The organism is Halorubrum sp. ASP1 (assembly GCF_005435135.1).
Taxonomy (GTDB): domain Archaea; phylum Halobacteriota; class Halobacteria; order Halobacteriales; family Haloferacaceae; genus Halorubrum; species Halorubrum tropicale.
In genome coordinates, this window is record NZ_SGUA01000005.1 from 157,407 (window position 1) to 173,059 (window position 15,653).

16 protein-coding genes are annotated in these 15,653 nt (G+C 71.0%); 10 read left to right on the top strand and 6 right to left on the bottom strand.

The features are described from left to right. The first annotated feature begins 9 nt into the window (after positions 1-9). Positions 10-1,047 (top strand): Mrp/NBP35 family ATP-binding protein, encoded by a 1,038-nt coding sequence (locus EXE48_RS09480; RefSeq protein ID WP_137704477.1) that lies wholly within the window; start codon positions 10-12, stop codon positions 1,045-1,047. Beyond that, positions 1,044-1,418, top strand: coding sequence for a DUF7976 family protein (locus EXE48_RS09485; protein WP_137704478.1), 375 nt, complete (start codon positions 1,044-1,046; stop codon positions 1,416-1,418). The genes EXE48_RS09480 and EXE48_RS09485 overlap by 4 nt, the downstream gene beginning before the upstream one ends. Positions 1,419-1,466: 48 nt before the next feature. Here EXE48_RS09485 and EXE48_RS09490 read toward each other — a convergent pair whose 3' ends face one another. Continuing rightward, a complete protein-coding gene (locus EXE48_RS09490) occupies positions 1,467-3,326 on the bottom strand; it encodes an aldehyde ferredoxin oxidoreductase family protein (RefSeq protein ID WP_137711297.1) in 1,860 nt (619 codons plus the stop codon). A 120-nt stretch (positions 3,327-3,446) separates the two neighbouring features. On the opposite strand from EXE48_RS09490, the gene yqeC reads away from it, so the two are divergent. Further along, positions 3,447-4,178, top strand: coding sequence for a selenium cofactor biosynthesis protein YqeC (gene yqeC, locus EXE48_RS09495; RefSeq protein WP_053771081.1), 732 nt, complete (start codon positions 3,447-3,449; stop codon positions 4,176-4,178). A 2-nt stretch (positions 4,179-4,180) separates the two neighbouring features. Here yqeC and EXE48_RS09500 read toward each other — a convergent pair whose 3' ends face one another. Continuing rightward, on the bottom strand, positions 4,181-4,831 hold the full coding sequence (locus EXE48_RS09500; RefSeq protein ID WP_137711298.1) for a hypothetical protein: 651 nt from the start codon (positions 4,829-4,831) through the stop codon (positions 4,181-4,183). A gap of 88 nt (positions 4,832-4,919) precedes the next feature. On the opposite strand from EXE48_RS09500, the gene EXE48_RS09505 reads away from it, so the two are divergent. Continuing rightward, positions 4,920-6,071: a CobW family GTP-binding protein gene (locus EXE48_RS09505; protein ID WP_137704480.1), complete on the top strand. Its 1,152-nt coding sequence runs from the start codon at positions 4,920-4,922 to the stop codon at positions 6,069-6,071. Here EXE48_RS09505 and EXE48_RS09510 read toward each other — a convergent pair. Then, entirely contained in the window at positions 6,068-6,247 is a 180-nt protein-coding gene (locus EXE48_RS09510) for a hypothetical protein (protein ID WP_137707173.1), read from the bottom strand. The genes EXE48_RS09505 and EXE48_RS09510 overlap by 4 nt on opposite strands. Positions 6,248-6,378: 131 nt before the next feature. On the opposite strand from EXE48_RS09510, the gene EXE48_RS18760 reads away from it, so the two are divergent. Then, positions 6,379-6,546 carry a hypothetical protein gene (locus EXE48_RS18760; RefSeq protein ID WP_167551894.1) on the top strand — a complete coding sequence of 56 codons (168 nt, stop codon included), beginning with the start codon at positions 6,379-6,381 and terminating at the stop codon, positions 6,544-6,546. A gap of 48 nt (positions 6,547-6,594) precedes the next feature. On the opposite strand, the gene EXE48_RS09515 is transcribed toward EXE48_RS18760, so the two are convergent. After that, complete coding sequence (locus EXE48_RS09515) at positions 6,595-7,764, bottom strand: glutathione-independent formaldehyde dehydrogenase (RefSeq protein ID WP_053771078.1); 1,170 nt, start codon at positions 7,762-7,764, stop codon at positions 6,595-6,597. Between the two features lie 227 nt (positions 7,765-7,991). Between EXE48_RS09515 and fdhF the strand changes: the two genes are divergently transcribed. Further along, positions 7,992-10,133, top strand: coding sequence for a formate dehydrogenase subunit alpha (gene fdhF, locus EXE48_RS09520; RefSeq protein WP_137704481.1), 2,142 nt, complete (start codon positions 7,992-7,994; stop codon positions 10,131-10,133). 15 nt (positions 10,134-10,148) lie between these two features. Here fdhF and EXE48_RS09525 read toward each other — a convergent pair whose 3' ends face one another. Next, complete coding sequence (locus EXE48_RS09525; RefSeq protein ID WP_137711299.1) at positions 10,149-10,613, bottom strand: hypothetical protein; 465 nt, start codon at positions 10,611-10,613, stop codon at positions 10,149-10,151. A 130-nt stretch (positions 10,614-10,743) separates the two neighbouring features. Between EXE48_RS09525 and EXE48_RS09530 the strand changes: the two genes are divergently transcribed. From EXE48_RS09530 to EXE48_RS09540, 3 genes are all read left to right on the top strand, one after another. Further along, positions 10,744-11,061, top strand: a complete 318-nt coding sequence (locus tag EXE48_RS09530; RefSeq protein WP_053771075.1) for a DUF5785 family protein — start codon at positions 10,744-10,746, stop codon at positions 11,059-11,061. Positions 11,062-11,432: 371 nt separating this feature from the next. Beyond that, entirely contained in the window at positions 11,433-12,491 is a 1,059-nt protein-coding gene (locus tag EXE48_RS09535; protein ID WP_137711300.1) for an N-acetyltransferase DgcN family protein, read from the top strand. Beyond that, on the top strand, positions 12,488-13,534 hold the full coding sequence (locus tag EXE48_RS09540; RefSeq protein WP_053771072.1) for a dipeptide epimerase: 1,047 nt from the start codon (positions 12,488-12,490) through the stop codon (positions 13,532-13,534). Before EXE48_RS09535 ends, EXE48_RS09540 begins: the two co-directional genes overlap by 4 nt. Before the next feature lie 64 nt (positions 13,535-13,598). On the opposite strand, the gene EXE48_RS09545 is transcribed toward EXE48_RS09540, so the two are convergent. Beyond that, a complete protein-coding gene (locus EXE48_RS09545; RefSeq protein WP_053771071.1) occupies positions 13,599-14,486 on the bottom strand; it encodes a PspA/IM30 family protein in 888 nt (295 codons plus the stop codon). A gap of 177 nt (positions 14,487-14,663) precedes the next feature. Between EXE48_RS09545 and EXE48_RS09550 the strand changes: the two genes are divergently transcribed. Further along, on the top strand, positions 14,664-15,635 hold the full coding sequence (locus tag EXE48_RS09550) for a sugar phosphate isomerase/epimerase family protein (RefSeq protein ID WP_053771070.1): 972 nt from the start codon (positions 14,664-14,666) through the stop codon (positions 15,633-15,635). The last annotated feature ends 18 nt before the right edge of the window (positions 15,636-15,653 follow it).

Below are 15,653 nucleotides of genomic sequence, written 5' to 3' on the forward strand. Positions count from 1 at the left end.
CCCTCGGGCATGAACGAATCGGACGTGCGGGAGCGGCTCGCGGACGTGCGCGACCCGGACCTCGGCGGCGACATCGTCTCGCTCGGGCTGGTGAACGACGTCGCGGTCGAGGACGGGACGGCCCGCGTCTCGCTCGCGCTCGGCGCCCCCTTCTCGCCGACCGAGTCGGCGATCGCCGACGACGTGCGGGACGCGCTCGCGGACACCGGCCTCGACGTGGAGCTGTCGGCGTCGATCCCCGACGAACTCTCGGCCGACGAGCAGGTCCTGCCGGGCGTCCAGAACGTGATCGCGGTCGCCTCGGGGAAGGGCGGCGTCGGGAAGTCGACCGTCGCGGTGAACCTCGCGGCCGGGCTCTCGGCGCTCGGCGCCCGCGTCGGCCTGTTCGACGCCGACGTATACGGGCCGAACGTGCCGCGGATGGTGTCGGCGGAACAGCGGCCGGAGACGGACGGCGAGACGATCGTTCCCCCCGAGCGGTTCGGGGTGAAGCTGATGAGCATGGACTTCCTCACGGGCGAGGACGACCCCGTCATCTGGCGCGGCCCGATGGTCCACAAGATCATCACCCAACTCGTCGAGGACGTGGAGTGGGGCGACCTCGACTACCTCGTGATGGACCTCCCGCCGGGCACCGGCGACACGCAGCTCACCATCCTCCAGACGCTGCCGCTGACGGGGGCGGTGATCGTCACGACGCCGCAGGACGTGGCGCTCGACGACGCGGTGAAAGGGCTCCGGATGTTCGGCAAACACGACACGAACGTCCTCGGCATCGCGGAGAACATGGCCGGCTTCCGCTGTCCCGACTGCGGCGGGTTCCACGAGATATTCGGCTCCGGCGGCGGGAAGGGGCTCGCGCAGGAGCACGACCTCCCGTTCCTCGGCGGGATCCCGCTCGACCCCGACGTGCGCACCGGCGGCGACGACGGCGAGCCGGTCGTCTTGGAGGACGGCGAGACCGCGGACGCGTTCAAGGTGCTCGTCGAGAACGTCGCGAACAACGCCGGCGTCGTGCGCCGCCGCGGGGTGAGCGAGGGCCGATGACCGACGCGGCGGACGGCGAGACGACCGACGCGGGCGAGGGCGCCCCCGACGCCGAGGGAAGCGGCGGCGCGGACGACGGGGCCGCGAGCGGCGACGACCGCGAGGACCCCCTCGCGGCCGCGGGGGTCGACCCGGTCGTGCCGGACGACGCCGGAGGCGGCGAGTTCGCCGCGGACGAGGAGGTCCGCGAGTTCCTCCGCGAGGTCGCCGAGGACGTGCGCGGGGACAGCTCCGAGAGCAAGCAGCTCTCGGCGATCATCTACCGGGTCTCGGACCTGTACGACTCGGGCGAGGAGACCTCGCCCGAGGAGATATACCTCAACGTCCGGCACATCATGCGGATCAAGTCGGAAGGCGGGCTGCGTCGCTGAGCCGCCCGGGCCCGCGGTCGGCGGTCGGTGCCCGCTCTCCTCCGCCGGTTAGTCGTCCGAACGGCCCGCCGCGGGGTCGATCGGCCCCTCGTCGAGCGGGGTCGCGTCGTCGGCGATCCCCGCGAGGCCGAGGCGGGCGAGCGTCTCGGGCGTCGGGAGCCCGCGCTCGCCCCATCCCCGCGCGGCGTAGTAGCGGTCCAGCAGGCGGTCGAAGGCGTCGGCGTCGACCCCGGGCGTCCCGTCCGCGGCCGGCGTGCGGAGCGGCTCGGGGAGCGCGTCGTCCGCGCGGTCGAGCCCCTCGCGGGCGTTGAACAGCCGCGTGAGCGTCCAGATCCGCTCGCCGGTCCTCGCGAGCGCGTCGACAGGGTCGTCCGCGGCGTCGTCGCCGCGCGCGGCGGGGTCGACCGCGGGGTGGTCGACCGCCGCGAGCCACTCCGCGCCGAGGTCGGCCCCGACCGCCTCGCCGACGAAGTCGTCGACGACGAGGCTCCACAGCACGGAGCGGGCGTTCTGCTCGCCGACCACGTCTCGCACCTGATCGGCGGGAGAGCGGTCGGGGCGGGCGAGCGGTTCGGTGTCCTGCGGCCGCGCGCGGCGGTGGCACGCGCCGCGGTCGCTCGTCGCGTACGCGAGCGCGACCCCGACGGCGGCGCGGGGGTCGAACCCCGGCAGCGCCATCGACTTCACCGTGGGCACGAGGTCCGCGCCGCCGAACCGGTCGACGGCGGCGTCGATCCCGTCGGCGAGCGCGTCCGGCAGATCCGGGTCGACGGCGAGACCGCGCACCGGCTCGCGGGCCGCGATCGACTCCAGCAGCCGCTCCGCGCCGTCGGCGTCGCCGAACGAGACGGGACAGTCGACGACCCCCGCCTCGCCCGCGCGGACCGCCCACGCGACCGCGTTGCCCGCGCCGATCACGTCGAGGCCGAGCCGGTCGCAGACCCCGCAGAGCGCCACGACGCGGTCGAAGTCGTCGATTCCGAGGCCGGCGCCGAGCGTGATCGGCGCCGCGCCGCGCGGGACCACCTCGCCGTCCGGGGTGTCGATCCGGAAGCCGCCGGGGACGGTCTGATCTTCGCCCTCGCGTCCCGTCGCGCGCTCCAGCGCGGCCTCGACACCGATGTCGTCGGCGCCGTCGAAGCCGGTCGCCGTCCACCCCTCCGCCGCGAGGATCCCCACCTCGTCGGCGTAGTCGACCGTCTCGACCGTCTCGCCAGCGGCCTGCCACTCGCCGGTCGGGTCGCGGCCGTACGCCGCTGCGTCGCGGTCGCGGAGCGCGGTGAGGTCGTCCGGGACAGCCGGAGGCGAGCCGCGGGCGACGACCGCCTTCAGCCGCTTCGATCCCATCACCGCGCCGGCGCCGCCGCGGCCGGCCTGGTGGTCGCCGCCGTCGCTCGCGACCGTCGCGTAGGCCGCCTCGCGCTCGCCCGCCGGGCCGACGCAGGCGACGCCGGCGTCCGGGAACCGCGCGGCCGTCTCGGCGGCGTCGTCGCCCCACGCGTCGCTCGGCTCGATCCGTGCGCGACCCCCCTCGACCTCGACCCGGACCGGACGGTCCGCGGCGCCCGTCACGAGCAGGCCGAGACAGTCGCCGAGCGACCCCGCGAGGCGGTCGGCGAAGTCGCCGCCGGCGTACGAGTCGAGGAAGCCGCCGGTGAGCGGCGACTTCGTCACGGCGGCGTAGCGCGTCTCGCCAGGGAGGTAGCCCGCGAGCGGCCCGACGAAGAGCGCGAGGGCGTTCCCCGGGGCGGTCGGGTCGGTCCCCGGAGACAGCTCCTCGTAGAGGTAGCGCGCCCCCAGCCCCTTCCCGCCGACGTAGTCGCGTCGCCACCCCTCGGGGACGCGCTCTCGGACTGTCTCGCCCGCGTCGAGGTCGACCCGGAGGACGTGGGTTCGGCTCCGACTCATTCAGGCGCTCTGCGCGGCGGAGACGTATCAATCTGTTCGCCGCGCGGGGTGGGACCCGCCCGACCGCCTCCCGCTAGCCCCACCGTTAGAGTGACCCCGGCGGCGGCCGAACGGCCGGTCATGGACCTGACGACCGCGCTCGACGCCCGCGACGCGACCGTCTGCGTCGTCGGCGCGGGCGGCAAGAAGTCGACGCTGTTCGCGCTCGCCGACCGACTCGACCGGGCGGTCGTGACCGCGAGCGTCCGGATACCGATCTTCGACGACCGCGTCGCCGCGGTGCGCGTGACCGAGGACCCCGTGGCCGCGCTCGACGAGGTCGGAGAGGGGGACTGGCCGCTGGGGCTGGTCCCCGAGCGCGATCGGTCGGACCGATACCTCGGGTACGACACCGCGACCGTCGCGGAGGTCGCCGACGCCGCGCCCGGCGCGACGCTCGTGAAGGCCGACGGGGCGCGCCTCCGTGAGTTCAAGGCCCCCGGCGAGCGCGAGCCGCAGATCCCGTCGAACGCGGACGTCGTCGTCCCGATCGCGAGCGCGCACGTCGTCGGCGAGCCGCTCACCGACGACCTCGTCCACCGGCCGGAGGAGGTCGCCGCGATCACCGGCCGCGAGACGGGCGACGAGATCCGCCCGGCCGACGTGGCGACCGTCCTCGCGAGCCCGGCCGGCGGGCTGAAGGGCGCGCCGAGCGGCGCGACCGCGATCCCGGTCGTGAACAAGGTCGACGACGACGCGGACGCCGCCGCGGCGCGGGCGGTCGCCGGAGAGATCCTCCACCGCGCCGACGTGCCGCGCGTCCTCCTCACGCGCCTGATCGCGGACGACCCGGTCGTCGAGGTCGTCGAGTAACGCTACGGACTCCCTCCGGAGACCTCCTCGAACGACCGCCACAGCGCCCGGTACAGCGTCCACGCGTCGACGCCGGTCCGGGACATCACGGCCCGGCAGGCGTCGTCGAACCCCCGGTAGTCGGCCGCCGACGGCGGGTCCGGATAGTCGCCGTCGAGCTCGCCGGTCGCGGCCAGCACCGCCCAGGTCCGGCGGTCGATCGCGACGAACCGCGAGGGCGCGAGGAACTGACAGAAGGCGGACGCGACCGCGACGTCGACGCCGTCGAGCGCGGTGAGCGCCGAGAGGGCGGCGTCGAGGTCGCAGTCCTCGTCGGCCGGAGCGTCGAGGTCGCGCCCCTCGTCGGCGTGTGCGTCTCCCTCGGGGTCCCCGGCGCCGAGGGCGTCGACGGCGGCGTCGAGCGCGTCGATCACGTCGCCGAAGTCGTTGTCGCGGAAGGCGTCCTCGCGCTCTCGTCGCTCCCGGTCCGGATACTCGCCGAGGTACCGCCGGAAGTACCACCGGACGATCCACTGGGCGTCGCGGCGCCCGTACTCGTCGCCCGCGAACGTCTTCGGGACCGTCTCGACGTGCTGGCGCTCCACGTCGTACAGCGGCTCCGTCTCCGCGTACGCCCGGGCGCGGTCCCGGACGGTCGACTCGCTCAGGTCCATCGCCTCGCGGTACGGCGGTGAGACGGATGAACGTTCTCTAATCCACCCGATCGATCATTTCATACAGACGTGGTCATTGGTATCATACATGACAGACGCGCGCATCCCGGTCACCGTCCTCAGCGGTTACCTCGGCGCCGGGAAGACGACGCTCGTGAACCACCTCCTCTCGAACCCGGGGGGCCGGCGGCTCGCCGTCATCTTGAACGACATGGGCGAGGTGAACGTCGACGCCGAGAAGATCGCCCGCGAGAACGACGAGGAGGGGGTCGTCGACCTCTCGAACGGCTGTATCTGCTGTCGGCTCCAGGACGACCTCCTCTCGGAGGCCGCGGCGCTGGCCGACTCCCGGGAGTTCGACTACCTCCTCGTGGAGTCGTCGGGCATCTCGGAGCCGGTACCGGTCGCGCGGGCGTTCACGGAGGGGACCGACGACAGCGACGTCGATCCGCGGGAGCGGTTCCGGCTGGACACGATGGTGACCGTCCTCGACGCGTACGGTTTCTGGAAGGAGTTCGACGCGGGCGAGACGCTGCCGGGGGGCGCACAGCCGGAGACGGACCGCCCGCTCGCGGACGTGCTCGTCGAGGGGATCGAGTTCTGCGACGTCCTCCTCGTGAACAAGACCGACATGGTCCCCGACGACGTGCTCGACCGGATCGAGTCGGTCGCGGAGCGGCTGGGACCGAGGGCGAAGCGGATCCGGACCACCTACTCCGCGGTCGACCCGGACGAGGTGCTCGACACCGGCCGGTTCGACTTCGCGGCGGCGAAGGGGTCGGCGGGCTGGAAGCGCGCCATCGCCGACGAGGAGGCGGACGGCCATGGCCACGACGGGGACGGAGGAGGAGGTCATCACGGTGACGGAGGCGGCCACGACCACGTCCACTCCGAGGGCGCCGCCGCGGCCCACGGGGTCGGATCGTTCGTCTACCGGTCGAGCGACCCCCTCGACCCGGGCGCGCTCGCCGAGTGGCTCGACGACTGGGACGGGTCGATCGTCCGGGCGAAGGGCGTGGTCCGCGTCGCCGGCACCGACGAGGTGATCGGCGTGAGCCAGGCCGGCCCGTCGGTCCAGGCCGGACCGATCGGCGAGTGGGGCCCCGACGACGACCGGCGGACGCGGCTGGTGTTCATCGGCGAGGACCTCCACGAGGAACGGATCCGAGAGGAGTTGGGCGGGCTCGTGGCGGACGAGGGCGAGGCGACGGCGGACCCCGACGCGGTGTTCCCGATTTAGATCCCCAGTTCGCTCCGGAGGTCGTCCCACTCGTCGTGGAACCCGTGGGTCGACTCCGTCTCCGCGCCGACCGCCGACTGGTACGTCTCGTCGTACTTCAGGAGCTCCCCCCACCCGTCGTGGAATGCCCAGTTACAGTACTGACACATGGCCGTCACCACGTCCCGGAGTAGCATACCCGTTTCGCCGGGCGGGACCAGTCGCCGCCCTCTGCGGCGCGTCTCGCGCGCGGGTCGTCGACAGTCTGAACCGTGGTGAGTGCGTACGTGACTCAGGCGCGAGGCGACCCGAGCCGACGGAGCATCAAATGCCGACCTACAGACGCGGCGGCCACGTCCGCGGCGACGACGACAGAGTGGAACGGGAGTGCGACCTCTGCGACTGGCACTGCGTGGCGGACTCGTATCCGGCGCTCGTCCGGGAGTACCAGGCGCACCTCCGGAGCGACCACCCGAAGGCGTGGCTCAGGGCGTGACGGCGGGCGCGGAAAAATAGCGGTTCTCGGGGCGCGACGCGTTCGGTCTCAGGGCTCTAACAGGACCTTCGTGACGCCCTCCTCGCGGGCGTCGAACGCCTCGTACATCTCCGGCGCGTCCTCGAGGTCGACCCGGTGGGAGACGACCCAGCTCGGGTCGGCGCGGCCCTCGATGATCATGTCGCGCAGGTACCGGTTGTACTCCTTCACGTTACACTGGCCGGTGCCGCACTTGAGCCCCTTCTCGAAGAACTTCCCGAAGTCGATGCCGAGCCGCCCCTGCGCGGCCATGTCGTCGGGCGCACCGGGGTCCTCCGGGACGTACAGGCCGGGAATCCCCAGTTCGCCGGTCGGCCGGACCACCCGTATCAGGTTGTTGATCACGACTGCGGGATTCTCCTTGGCCGGCTGGTAGGAGTAGTCCTCGGTCTCAGTGTCGACGTCGTCGGGGTCCGTCGCCTGGTAGCCGACTGCGTCGACCCCCTTGTCGACCATGCCGCCGTGCTCCTCGATGATCTGGTCGACGGGGTCGCCCTCCGAGAAGTCGATGGCGTGGGCGTCGCAGTGCTCCTCCGCGAGCTCCAGTCGGCTCGGCACCTGATCGACGACGTAAATCTCGGCCGCGCCCTTGATCTTCGCGCTGTAAGCGGCCATCAGCCCGACGGGGCCAGCGCCGAAGATGGCGACCGACTCGCCGGGCTGGAGGTTCGCCAGTTCGGTGCCGTGCCAGCCCGTCGGGAAGATGTCCGCGAGCAGCGAGAACGCGTCCTCGTGTTCGCGCCCCTCGGGGAGCTTCAGGGCGTTGTGGTCTGCGTACGGGACGCGCAGCTTCTCGGCCTGTCCGCCCGGGTACGGGCCCATGGCGACGTAGCCGTACGCGCCGCCCGCGAAGCCGGGATTGACGTTAGTACAGAAGCCGGTATACCCCTCCTCGCAGTTCTGACAGAAGCCGCAGGAGACGTTGAACGGCATGACGACGCGGTCGCCCTCCTCCAGCGTCGATACGGCGTCGCCCACCTCGCTGACGATCCCCATGTTCTCGTGACCGAACACGATCCCCTCTTCGGCCGCGGTCCGCCCCTCGTACATGTGGAGGTCCGACCCGCAGATACAGGAGGTCGTGATGTCGACCACGACGTCGTTCGGGTGTTCGATCTCCGGTTCGTCCACGTCCTCGACGGCCACCTCGTACGGGCCTTGATAAACAACTGCTCTCATGTTGATCCCAATTGTAACGTGTTAACAATCCGTAGTAAATGTTTTTCCATAATAATTACGCTTAACAATTTTGAAACGACTGATGTTAACTAGGGACGCGCAGAGGCCGACGGCGCGGCGACCGGACTCCGCGCGTTCGGCGACGCTGGGGCTCCAGACCACCGATACACTCATGGACGACGACGATAGATCGTGTGGTATGAACACACACGGGGACGGTGAGACGGATGTCCAGTGAACCGGACGACGCGGTGAAGACGATCTGCCCGTACTGCGGCGTGGGGTGCGGGATCCGCGTGCTCGAAGGCGACGAGCCGGGCGAGATGCGCTTTATGCCGTGGGGCGACGCGCCGGTGAACGAGGGGAGCGTCTGTATCAAGGGCGGCGCGGCGACGCAGGTCGTCGACCACGAGGACCGGCTGACCGAGCCGCTGATCAAGGAAAACGGCGAGTTCCGCGAGGCGACCTGGGAGGAGGCGCTCGGCCGCGTCGTCGACGAGATGAGGTCGATCCGCGAGGAGCACGGCCCGGACGGGATGGGATTCTTCGGCTCCTCGAAGACGTTCAACGAGGAGAACTACCTCATCCAGAAGCTGGCGCGCCGGTACGGCACCAACCAGGTGGACAACTGTACGCGGATGTGTCACGCCTCCACCGTCTGGGCGCTGCGCACCAGCCTGGGCATGGGCGCGATGACGAACAGCATGGCCGACCTAGAGGACGCGACGGACGTGCTGTGGATCCAGGGCGCGAACCCCGGCGAGCAGCACCCGATCGCCAACAGCCAGTACTTCCGGCAGGCCGTCCTGGAGGGCGCGACCGTCATCCAGGTCGACCCGCACGCGAACAAGACCACCCGGTCGTTCGAGATCGACGAGACCGACCGGCACATGCACCTCCAGCTGAAGCCCGGCACCGACATCCCGCTCCTGAACGTCGTCCTCAAGACGATCCTGGAGCGCCACGAGGCGGAGCCTGACGCGGGCTGGATCGACGAGGCGTTCGTCGAGGAGCGCACGAAGGGGATCGACCACCTGAAGGAGACGCTGGCGGACTTCGACGTGGAGGCGGCCGCCGAGGAGTGCGGCGTCCCGCTGGCGGACATCGAACTCGCCGCCGAGAAGTACGCGATGGCGAACGACGCCGCCATCTTCACCGGGATGGGGATGAGCCAGCACACCTGCGGCGTCGACAATGTCCAGAACGAGATCAACCTCGCGCTGGTCACGGGGAACCTGGGCCGGCCCGGCACCGGCGTCAACCCCCTGCGCGGGCAGAACAACGTCCAGGGCACCTGCGACGTGGGCGCGATGCCGAACGTCCTCCCGGGGTACCAGCTCGTCGACGACGACGAGGCGCGCGAGAGCGTCGAGGAGGTGTGGGGCTTCGAGGTCCCCGAAGCGCCCGGGCTGACGAACGTCGAGATCTCCCACGCGATCGGCGACACCGTCCACGGGCTCTACGTCATGGGCGAGAACCCGATCATGAGCGAGCCCGACGGCAACGAGACGGAGCGGCGGTTCCGCGAGGAGCTCGGCTTCATGGTGGTCCAGGACATCTTCATGACCGAGACCGCCGAGCTCGCGGACGTGGTGCTCCCGGCGACGACGTGGGCCGAGCGCGACGGCACCGTCACCAACACCGACCGGCGCGTCCAGCGCATGCGCGGCGTCCACAAGGTCCACGAGAACACGCGCCACGACCTCGACATCCTCTGTGAGGTCGGCACGCGGCTGTTTGACGGCGACGAGTTCGACTTCGAGGGGCCCGAGGACGTGTTCGAGGAGCTGCGCGAGGTGTGCCCGATCATGCACGGGATGACCTACGACGCGCTCGGCGAGACCGGGATCCACTGGCCCTGCTACGAGGAGGGCGACGAGGGCGACTCGTTCCTCTACGCGGACTCGTTCGAGACCGACGACGGCCTCGGCCGCATCGAGGGCGTCGTCCACCAGGAGCCGAAGGAGACCCCCGACGAGGAGTACCCGCTCGTGTTGACCACCGCGCGGCTCGAAGAGCACTACAACACCGGGACGATGAGCCGGCGGTCGCCGACGCTCTCGAAGCAGCACCCGGAGAACTTCGTCGACGTCCACCCGAACGACGCCGAGCGGTACGGCATCGAGGACGGCGACCACGTGACGCTGAAGTCCCGGCGCGGCGAGATCACCGTCCGCGCGGACGTGACCGAGGACATCAAGGAGGGCGTCGTCTGGACCACGCCGCACTTCGCGGCCGCCTCCGCGAACCGACTCACCAACGACGTGCTCGACGAGCGCGCCAAGATTCCGGAGTACAAGGCCGCCTCGGCGGAGATAGAGGTCGACATCGAGCCCGCGGGCGACGGCGCCGCGTCCGCCGACGACTGAGCGGGGTCGGAGTTTTCAGACCCGCTCTTCCAGCACCGTCTCGTCGCCGTGTCGGACGACGACGCGTTCCGGCACGGGCGCCTCGGGGAACGGGACGGCGACCGAGTACGGGTGGGGTTCGGCGACGTCCGAACAGCGGTCGACGTCCGAATCGGGGTCGTCCTCGGCGACGATCCGGAGGCGGAGCGTCCCCTCGTCGAGCGCGGCCTCAAACAGCGTGACGCGGTAGCAGCTCCGGGGGCCGTCGAGGAGCGAGCCCGCCACGACCAGCCGCGGCGGGTCTTCGTCGAGGCGGCGGCGGACCTCGGCGACGTCGTTCCCGCCGCCGGAAGCGTCGATCTCCCCGTCGTGCTCGCGCCGGAACGTCACGTCGGCGCCGTCGATTTCGGTGGGGTCGTCGGTCCACGGCGGCGTGGGACAACCCGCGACGGAGGCGGTCGAAGCGGCGGCCGCGGACGCGAGGAGGGCTCTGCGGCGCATACCGGGGGCGACGCGGAGCGCCGTGAAGTGTCTTGTGCGCCGGTCGGGATGGGGCGGAGCCGCGCGAAGCGCGGCCGACCGCCACCGCCGCATCCGAAACCACTATCCCCGATCCGGCGAACCTCAACACATGGACTGGCCACACGACCCCGACGGCGAGCAGGGGAGCGAGGGCATGCGGCAGTACGGCCACGCCGTGCTCGCGAAGAAGATCGACGAGGAGGAGGACTTCCCGCTGACGGCGGCGGAGTACGTCGAGCAGTACGGCGACCACCCTATCCGGATCGACTTCGAGACGGTCGTCTCCGTCGAGGAGATCTTCGAGCACGTCGAGAAGGAGGAGTTCGCGGACTTCGTCGAGTTCCACCAGGAGCTCGGCCGCGCGATGCGCGAGAACGGCTACTGGTTCTACGAGGGCGCCGAGCAGTTCGTCGACGGCAGCGCTTGATACGGATTTTCCGAGTCCGCTGTCGTTCTTTTTGAGTAGTCGCCGGTCGGTCGTTGATAAATAGCTGGCAGTAGATCGGCGGCGAACGCCTCCCGGCTGCCCATTTGAGTCCCGCCCCGCTCCGCACCGCAATCGCGCCTCACACCTCCCCAGCCTCGCGGTTCGCGCTCTTCGAGCGCTCACCGCGTCCCTCGCGCGTGCTCCTCGCGGCCTCCGCTTCGCTCCGGGCGCTCGCCGGCACGCGCCACCGCAGTTCGGTTATAAGTGTCGCAGCCGTCGTTCGGATCTCGTCGGACGGAATCGGCGCGGTCGAGTCGATCGCCCGGTCGACCCTCGACTCTTTTAACAACTCCCGGGGCGAGCGACCCATCATGGACCACGAGCGGATCGCCGTCCTCGCCCACGAGAAGTTCCCCGACCGCGCGAAGACCGCGCTCGGCGTGTTACGCTACGGCGACCAGGAGGTGTGCGCCGTCCTCGACCGCGACAGCGCCGGCGACCGCGTGGCGGACCACGTCGCCGACGTCTCCGACGCGCCGATCGTCTCGTCGTTCGCGGAGGCGCACGACGCGGCCGAAGGGGACCTCGACGCGCTGTACATCGGCATCGCGCCGATCGGCGGCGGCTTCGACGAGTCGTGGCGCGCGGACGTCGAGGCCGCGGTCGAGGCCGGCTGCGACGTGGTGAGCGGCCTCCACTACTTCCTGAACGAGGACGAGGACCTGGCCGCGCTGGCCGCCGAGCACGGCGTCGACCTGATCGACGTGCGGAGGCCCGACGACGACCTCAGCGTGGCGACCGGGGCGTCCGGCGACGTGGACGCCGACGTGGTGCTCACGGTCGGGACCGACTGCTCGGTCGGGAAGATGACCGCCTCGCTGGAGATCGTCGCCGCCGCCCGCAAGCGCGGCATCGACGCCGCGTTCGTCCCCACCGGGCAGACCGGGATCATGATCGCCGGCTGGGGGAACCCCATCGACCGCGTCGTCTCCGACTTCACCGCGGGCGCCGTCGAGGAGATGCTCGTCGCGGTCGGCGACGACCACGACCTGCTCGTCGTCGAGGGACAGGGGAGCATCGTCCACCCCGCCTACTCGGCCGTCACCTGCGGCATCCTCCACGGGTCGATGGCGGACGGCCTCGTCCTGTGTCACGCCGCGGGCCGCGAGGTCGTCCACGGCTACGAGTCGTTCGACCTCCCGCCGCTGGCCGACTACGTCGACCTCTACGAGGACCTCGCGGCGCCCGTCCGCGAGACCGCGGTCGTCGCCGGCGCGCTCAACACGAAGGACGTGAGCGACGACGCGGCCGCCGCCGAGGCCGTGACCGAGTTCGGCGACGCGGTCGGCGTCCCGGCCGCCGACCCCGTCCGCGACGGCGCGGAGCGAATCGTGGACGGAATCGTCGACGCGGGGGTCGGCGGCCGATGAGCCTCGACGCCGAGTTCGAACGGGTCTCGCTGCCGCTCGACGACCCGTTCACCATCGCGCGCGGGACGCAGACCGAGGCGGAGAACGTGGTCGTGCGGATCACGGACGACGCGGGGATGAGCGGGGTCGGCGGGGCTGCGCCGTCGGCGCACTACGGCGAGACGGCCGACACCGTGACGGCGGTGCTGCCGGCCCTCCTCGACGCGGTCGAGCGCGTCGGCGACCCCCACGCGGTCCGCGAGATCGAGGCCGAGCTCCGGCAGGTGGTGAACGGCAACCCCGCCGCCCGCTGCGCCGTCTCGATCGCCGTCCACGACCTGGCGGCGAAGCGGCTCGGCGTCCCGCTCTACCGCCTGTGGGGCCTCGACCCGAGCGACGCGCCGAAGACCTCGTTCACGGTCGGGCTCGACGAGACAGAACGCGTGCGCGAGAAGGCGGCAGACGCCGTCGCGGCCGGGTACGACGTGTTGAAGATCAAGCTCGGCACGGACCGCGACCGCAAGCTTATCGACGCGGTCCGCGACGCCGCGCCCGACGCCCGGCTCCGCGTCGACGCCAACGAGGCCTGGACGCCGAAGGAGGCGGTCGCGAAGAGCGCGTGGCTCGCCGACCGCGACGTGGAGTTCGTCGAGCAGCCGGTCCCCGCCGAGAACCCCGAGGGGCTCCGCTACGTCTACGAGCGGTCCGAACTCCCGGTCGCCGCCGACGAGTCCTGCGTCACCGCGGCGGACGTGCCCGCGATCGCCGACCGCTGCGACATCGCGAACCTGAAGCTGATGAAGGCCGGCGGCCTCCCGGAGGCCCGGCGACTGATCGCCGCCGCGCGGGCCCACGGCCTCGAGGTGATGTGCGGCTGTATGATCGAGGCGAACGCGTCCATCGCGGCCGCCGCGCAGCTCGCGCCGCTCCTCGATTACGCCGACCTCGACGGATCGCTGCTGCTCGCCGAGGACCCGTACGCGGGCGTCGACCTCGCTGACGGCGAGATCCGACTCGCGGACCAGAACCGCGCGGGGACCGGCGCGCGCCTGGCCTCGGACTGAACGGCTCGGAAACGAGAACCGAGAGGCGGGGACCGCGGGGACCGACCGCGGGTGGGACGGGACCTCAGTTCCGCTGCTCGTCCGCGTCGGACTCCGACTCCTCTAGCTCGACGTCGAGCTCCTCGTCGAGGTTTGCGCTCGAATCGCCGTCGAGATCGCTCTCTAACTCGTCCGCGTCGATCTCCGACTCGATGTCCGCCAGTTCGGCGTCGACGTCCTCGTCGCTGACGGCGTCGCCGTCGTCGGCCGATTCACTCTTCCCGAGCTCGCCCTTGAGCGTCTCCAGCTCGGCGTCGACCTCGCTGTCCGTCGAGAGGCCCTCCAGCTCGCGGTCGATGCTGTCCTTGTCGGAGAGCGCGTCCTCGAAGGCGCCGGAGTCCTCCAGCTCGTCCATCGCCTCGGCGCGCGCCTCCATCTCCTCGGTGCGCTCCTCGGCGCGCTCGATGGAGCGGCTCACGTCCTCCATCTCGTCGCCGACGCCCGTCATGGCCTCGGAGACGCGGGAGGAGGCCTCGGCCGCCTCGTAGCGCGCCTTCATCGTCTCCTTCTTCGTGCGGAACTCCTCGATGCGGTTCTGGAGCTTGTTCTTCTTCTCGACGAGCTGCTCCTGGGTGTTGTTCAGCTCGGCGATCTGGCCCTCCAGCTCCTCGATCTGGTTCATCTTCGACTTCTTCTTCTCGAGGGCCTTCCGCGCGAGGTCGTCGCGGTCCTGCTGGACCGCCTCGCGGGCCTGGCGGTTGTGCTTCTCGACGTTCTCCTCAAGCTTGCGCTTTTGAATCTCCAGGCGCTTCTTCTGGGTCGTCAGGTCGGCGATCCCCTGCTTGACGTCCTGGAGCTCGTCGCGCATCTGTTCGTAGGAGTAGTCGAGCGACTCCGTCGGGTCTTCGGCCCGGTTGAGGAGGGCGTTCACCTTCGAGCGGACGACGTAGGAGGCGCGCGAGAGGATTCCCATATCCCGTCATACGCGTTCCACCCGTTAAAACCTCATGCGGTTCGCGGCGGAGCGACGCGGTGCGGGGCGGAAACGCACGGTCACGGAGACGGCCGCGCGGCCGCCGGTCGACCGGACGAGGCCCCGCCCGGCGGCGCCCCCTGAACACTTATCGGGGGCGTCGGTGTAGGCCCGCGCATGGACATCGGCGTGCTGACCGTCCCCCTCGGCGGCGAACCGATCGAAGACGCGGCCGCGTACCTCGACGGCCTCGGCGTCGACGCCGTCGAACTCGGCGTCGGCGGCTGGCCCGGCGAGGACCACGCGGACCGCGAGCGGCTCCTCGGCGACGGGGAGGCGCGCGACGAGCTGCGCGGCCTGCTCGACGGGCACGGGCTCCGGATCTCCGCGCTGGCGACGCACAACAACCCGCTCCACCCCGACGAGGAGCGGGCCGCGGCGGCCGACCGCGAACTGCGCGAGGCGATCGAGCTGGCCGACCTGCTCGGCGTCGAAACGGTGACCTGCTTCTCCGGGCTCCCCGCGGGCGCGCCAGGCGACTCGACGCCGAACTGGGTGACCGCGCCGTGGCCGACCGAGCACGCCGACGCGCTCGACTACCAGTGGGACGAGGTGGCGGTCCCGTACTGGCGCGACCTGGCGAAACACGCCGCGCATCACGGCGTCGACGTGGCGGTCGAGATGCACCCGAACATGCTGGTGTACGAGCCGACCGGAATGGTCGCGCTGCGCGAGGCCACCAACGAGCGGATCGGCGCCAACTTCGACCCCTCGCACCTCTACTGGCAGGGGATCGACGTGACGGAGGCGATCCGGTTCCTAGGCGAGCGCGACGCGATCCACCACGTCCACGCGAAGGACACGCGGGTGTACGAGGCCAACTCGCGCGTGAAGGGCGTCCTCGACACGACGGGCTACGCCGAGGAGGCCGACCGCTCGTGGCTGTTTCGCTCGATCGGCTACGGGCACGGCGAGGAGCACTGGAAGGACGTGGTCTCGACGCTCCGGATCGTCGGCTACGAGGGCGCGCTGTCGATCGAACACGAGGACTCGCTCACCTCGGCGCGCGAGGGGTTAGAGAAGGCGGTCGACGTGCTCGACCGCGCGGTCTTCGAGACGGAACCCGGCGAGGCGTACTGGGCGGAGTGAGGCGGCGACCGAGGAATC

Bases quoted from the DNA above. Each gene is read 5' to 3' on its own strand.
- EXE48_RS09480 (WP_137704477.1), top strand. From the start codon at position 10: ATGAACGAATCGGACGTGCGGGAGCGGCTCGCGGACGTGCGCGACCCG.
- EXE48_RS09485 (WP_137704478.1), top strand. From the start codon at position 1,044: ATGACCGACGCGGCGGACGGCGAGACGACCGACGCGGGCGAGGGCGCC.
- EXE48_RS09490 (WP_137711297.1), bottom strand. From the start codon at position 3,326: ATGAGTCGGAGCCGAACCCACGTCCTCCGGGTCGACCTCGACGCGGGC.
- yqeC (WP_053771081.1), top strand. From the start codon at position 3,447: ATGGACCTGACGACCGCGCTCGACGCCCGCGACGCGACCGTCTGCGTC.
- EXE48_RS09500 (WP_137711298.1), bottom strand. From the start codon at position 4,831: ATGGACCTGAGCGAGTCGACCGTCCGGGACCGCGCCCGGGCGTACGCG.
- EXE48_RS09505 (WP_137704480.1), top strand. From the start codon at position 4,920: ATGACAGACGCGCGCATCCCGGTCACCGTCCTCAGCGGTTACCTCGGC.
- EXE48_RS09510 (WP_137707173.1), bottom strand. From the start codon at position 6,247: ATGCTACTCCGGGACGTGGTGACGGCCATGTGTCAGTACTGTAACTGG.
- EXE48_RS18760 (WP_167551894.1), top strand. From the start codon at position 6,379: ATGCCGACCTACAGACGCGGCGGCCACGTCCGCGGCGACGACGACAGA.
- EXE48_RS09515 (WP_053771078.1), bottom strand. From the start codon at position 7,764: ATGAGAGCAGTTGTTTATCAAGGCCCGTACGAGGTGGCCGTCGAGGAC.
- fdhF (WP_137704481.1), top strand. From the start codon at position 7,992: ATGTCCAGTGAACCGGACGACGCGGTGAAGACGATCTGCCCGTACTGC.
- EXE48_RS09525 (WP_137711299.1), bottom strand. From the start codon at position 10,613: ATGCGCCGCAGAGCCCTCCTCGCGTCCGCGGCCGCCGCTTCGACCGCC.
- EXE48_RS09530 (WP_053771075.1), top strand. From the start codon at position 10,744: ATGGACTGGCCACACGACCCCGACGGCGAGCAGGGGAGCGAGGGCATG.
- EXE48_RS09535 (WP_137711300.1), top strand. From the start codon at position 11,433: ATGGACCACGAGCGGATCGCCGTCCTCGCCCACGAGAAGTTCCCCGAC.
- EXE48_RS09540 (WP_053771072.1), top strand. From the start codon at position 12,488: ATGAGCCTCGACGCCGAGTTCGAACGGGTCTCGCTGCCGCTCGACGAC.
- EXE48_RS09545 (WP_053771071.1), bottom strand. From the start codon at position 14,486: ATGGGAATCCTCTCGCGCGCCTCCTACGTCGTCCGCTCGAAGGTGAAC.
- EXE48_RS09550 (WP_053771070.1), top strand. From the start codon at position 14,664: ATGGACATCGGCGTGCTGACCGTCCCCCTCGGCGGCGAACCGATCGAA.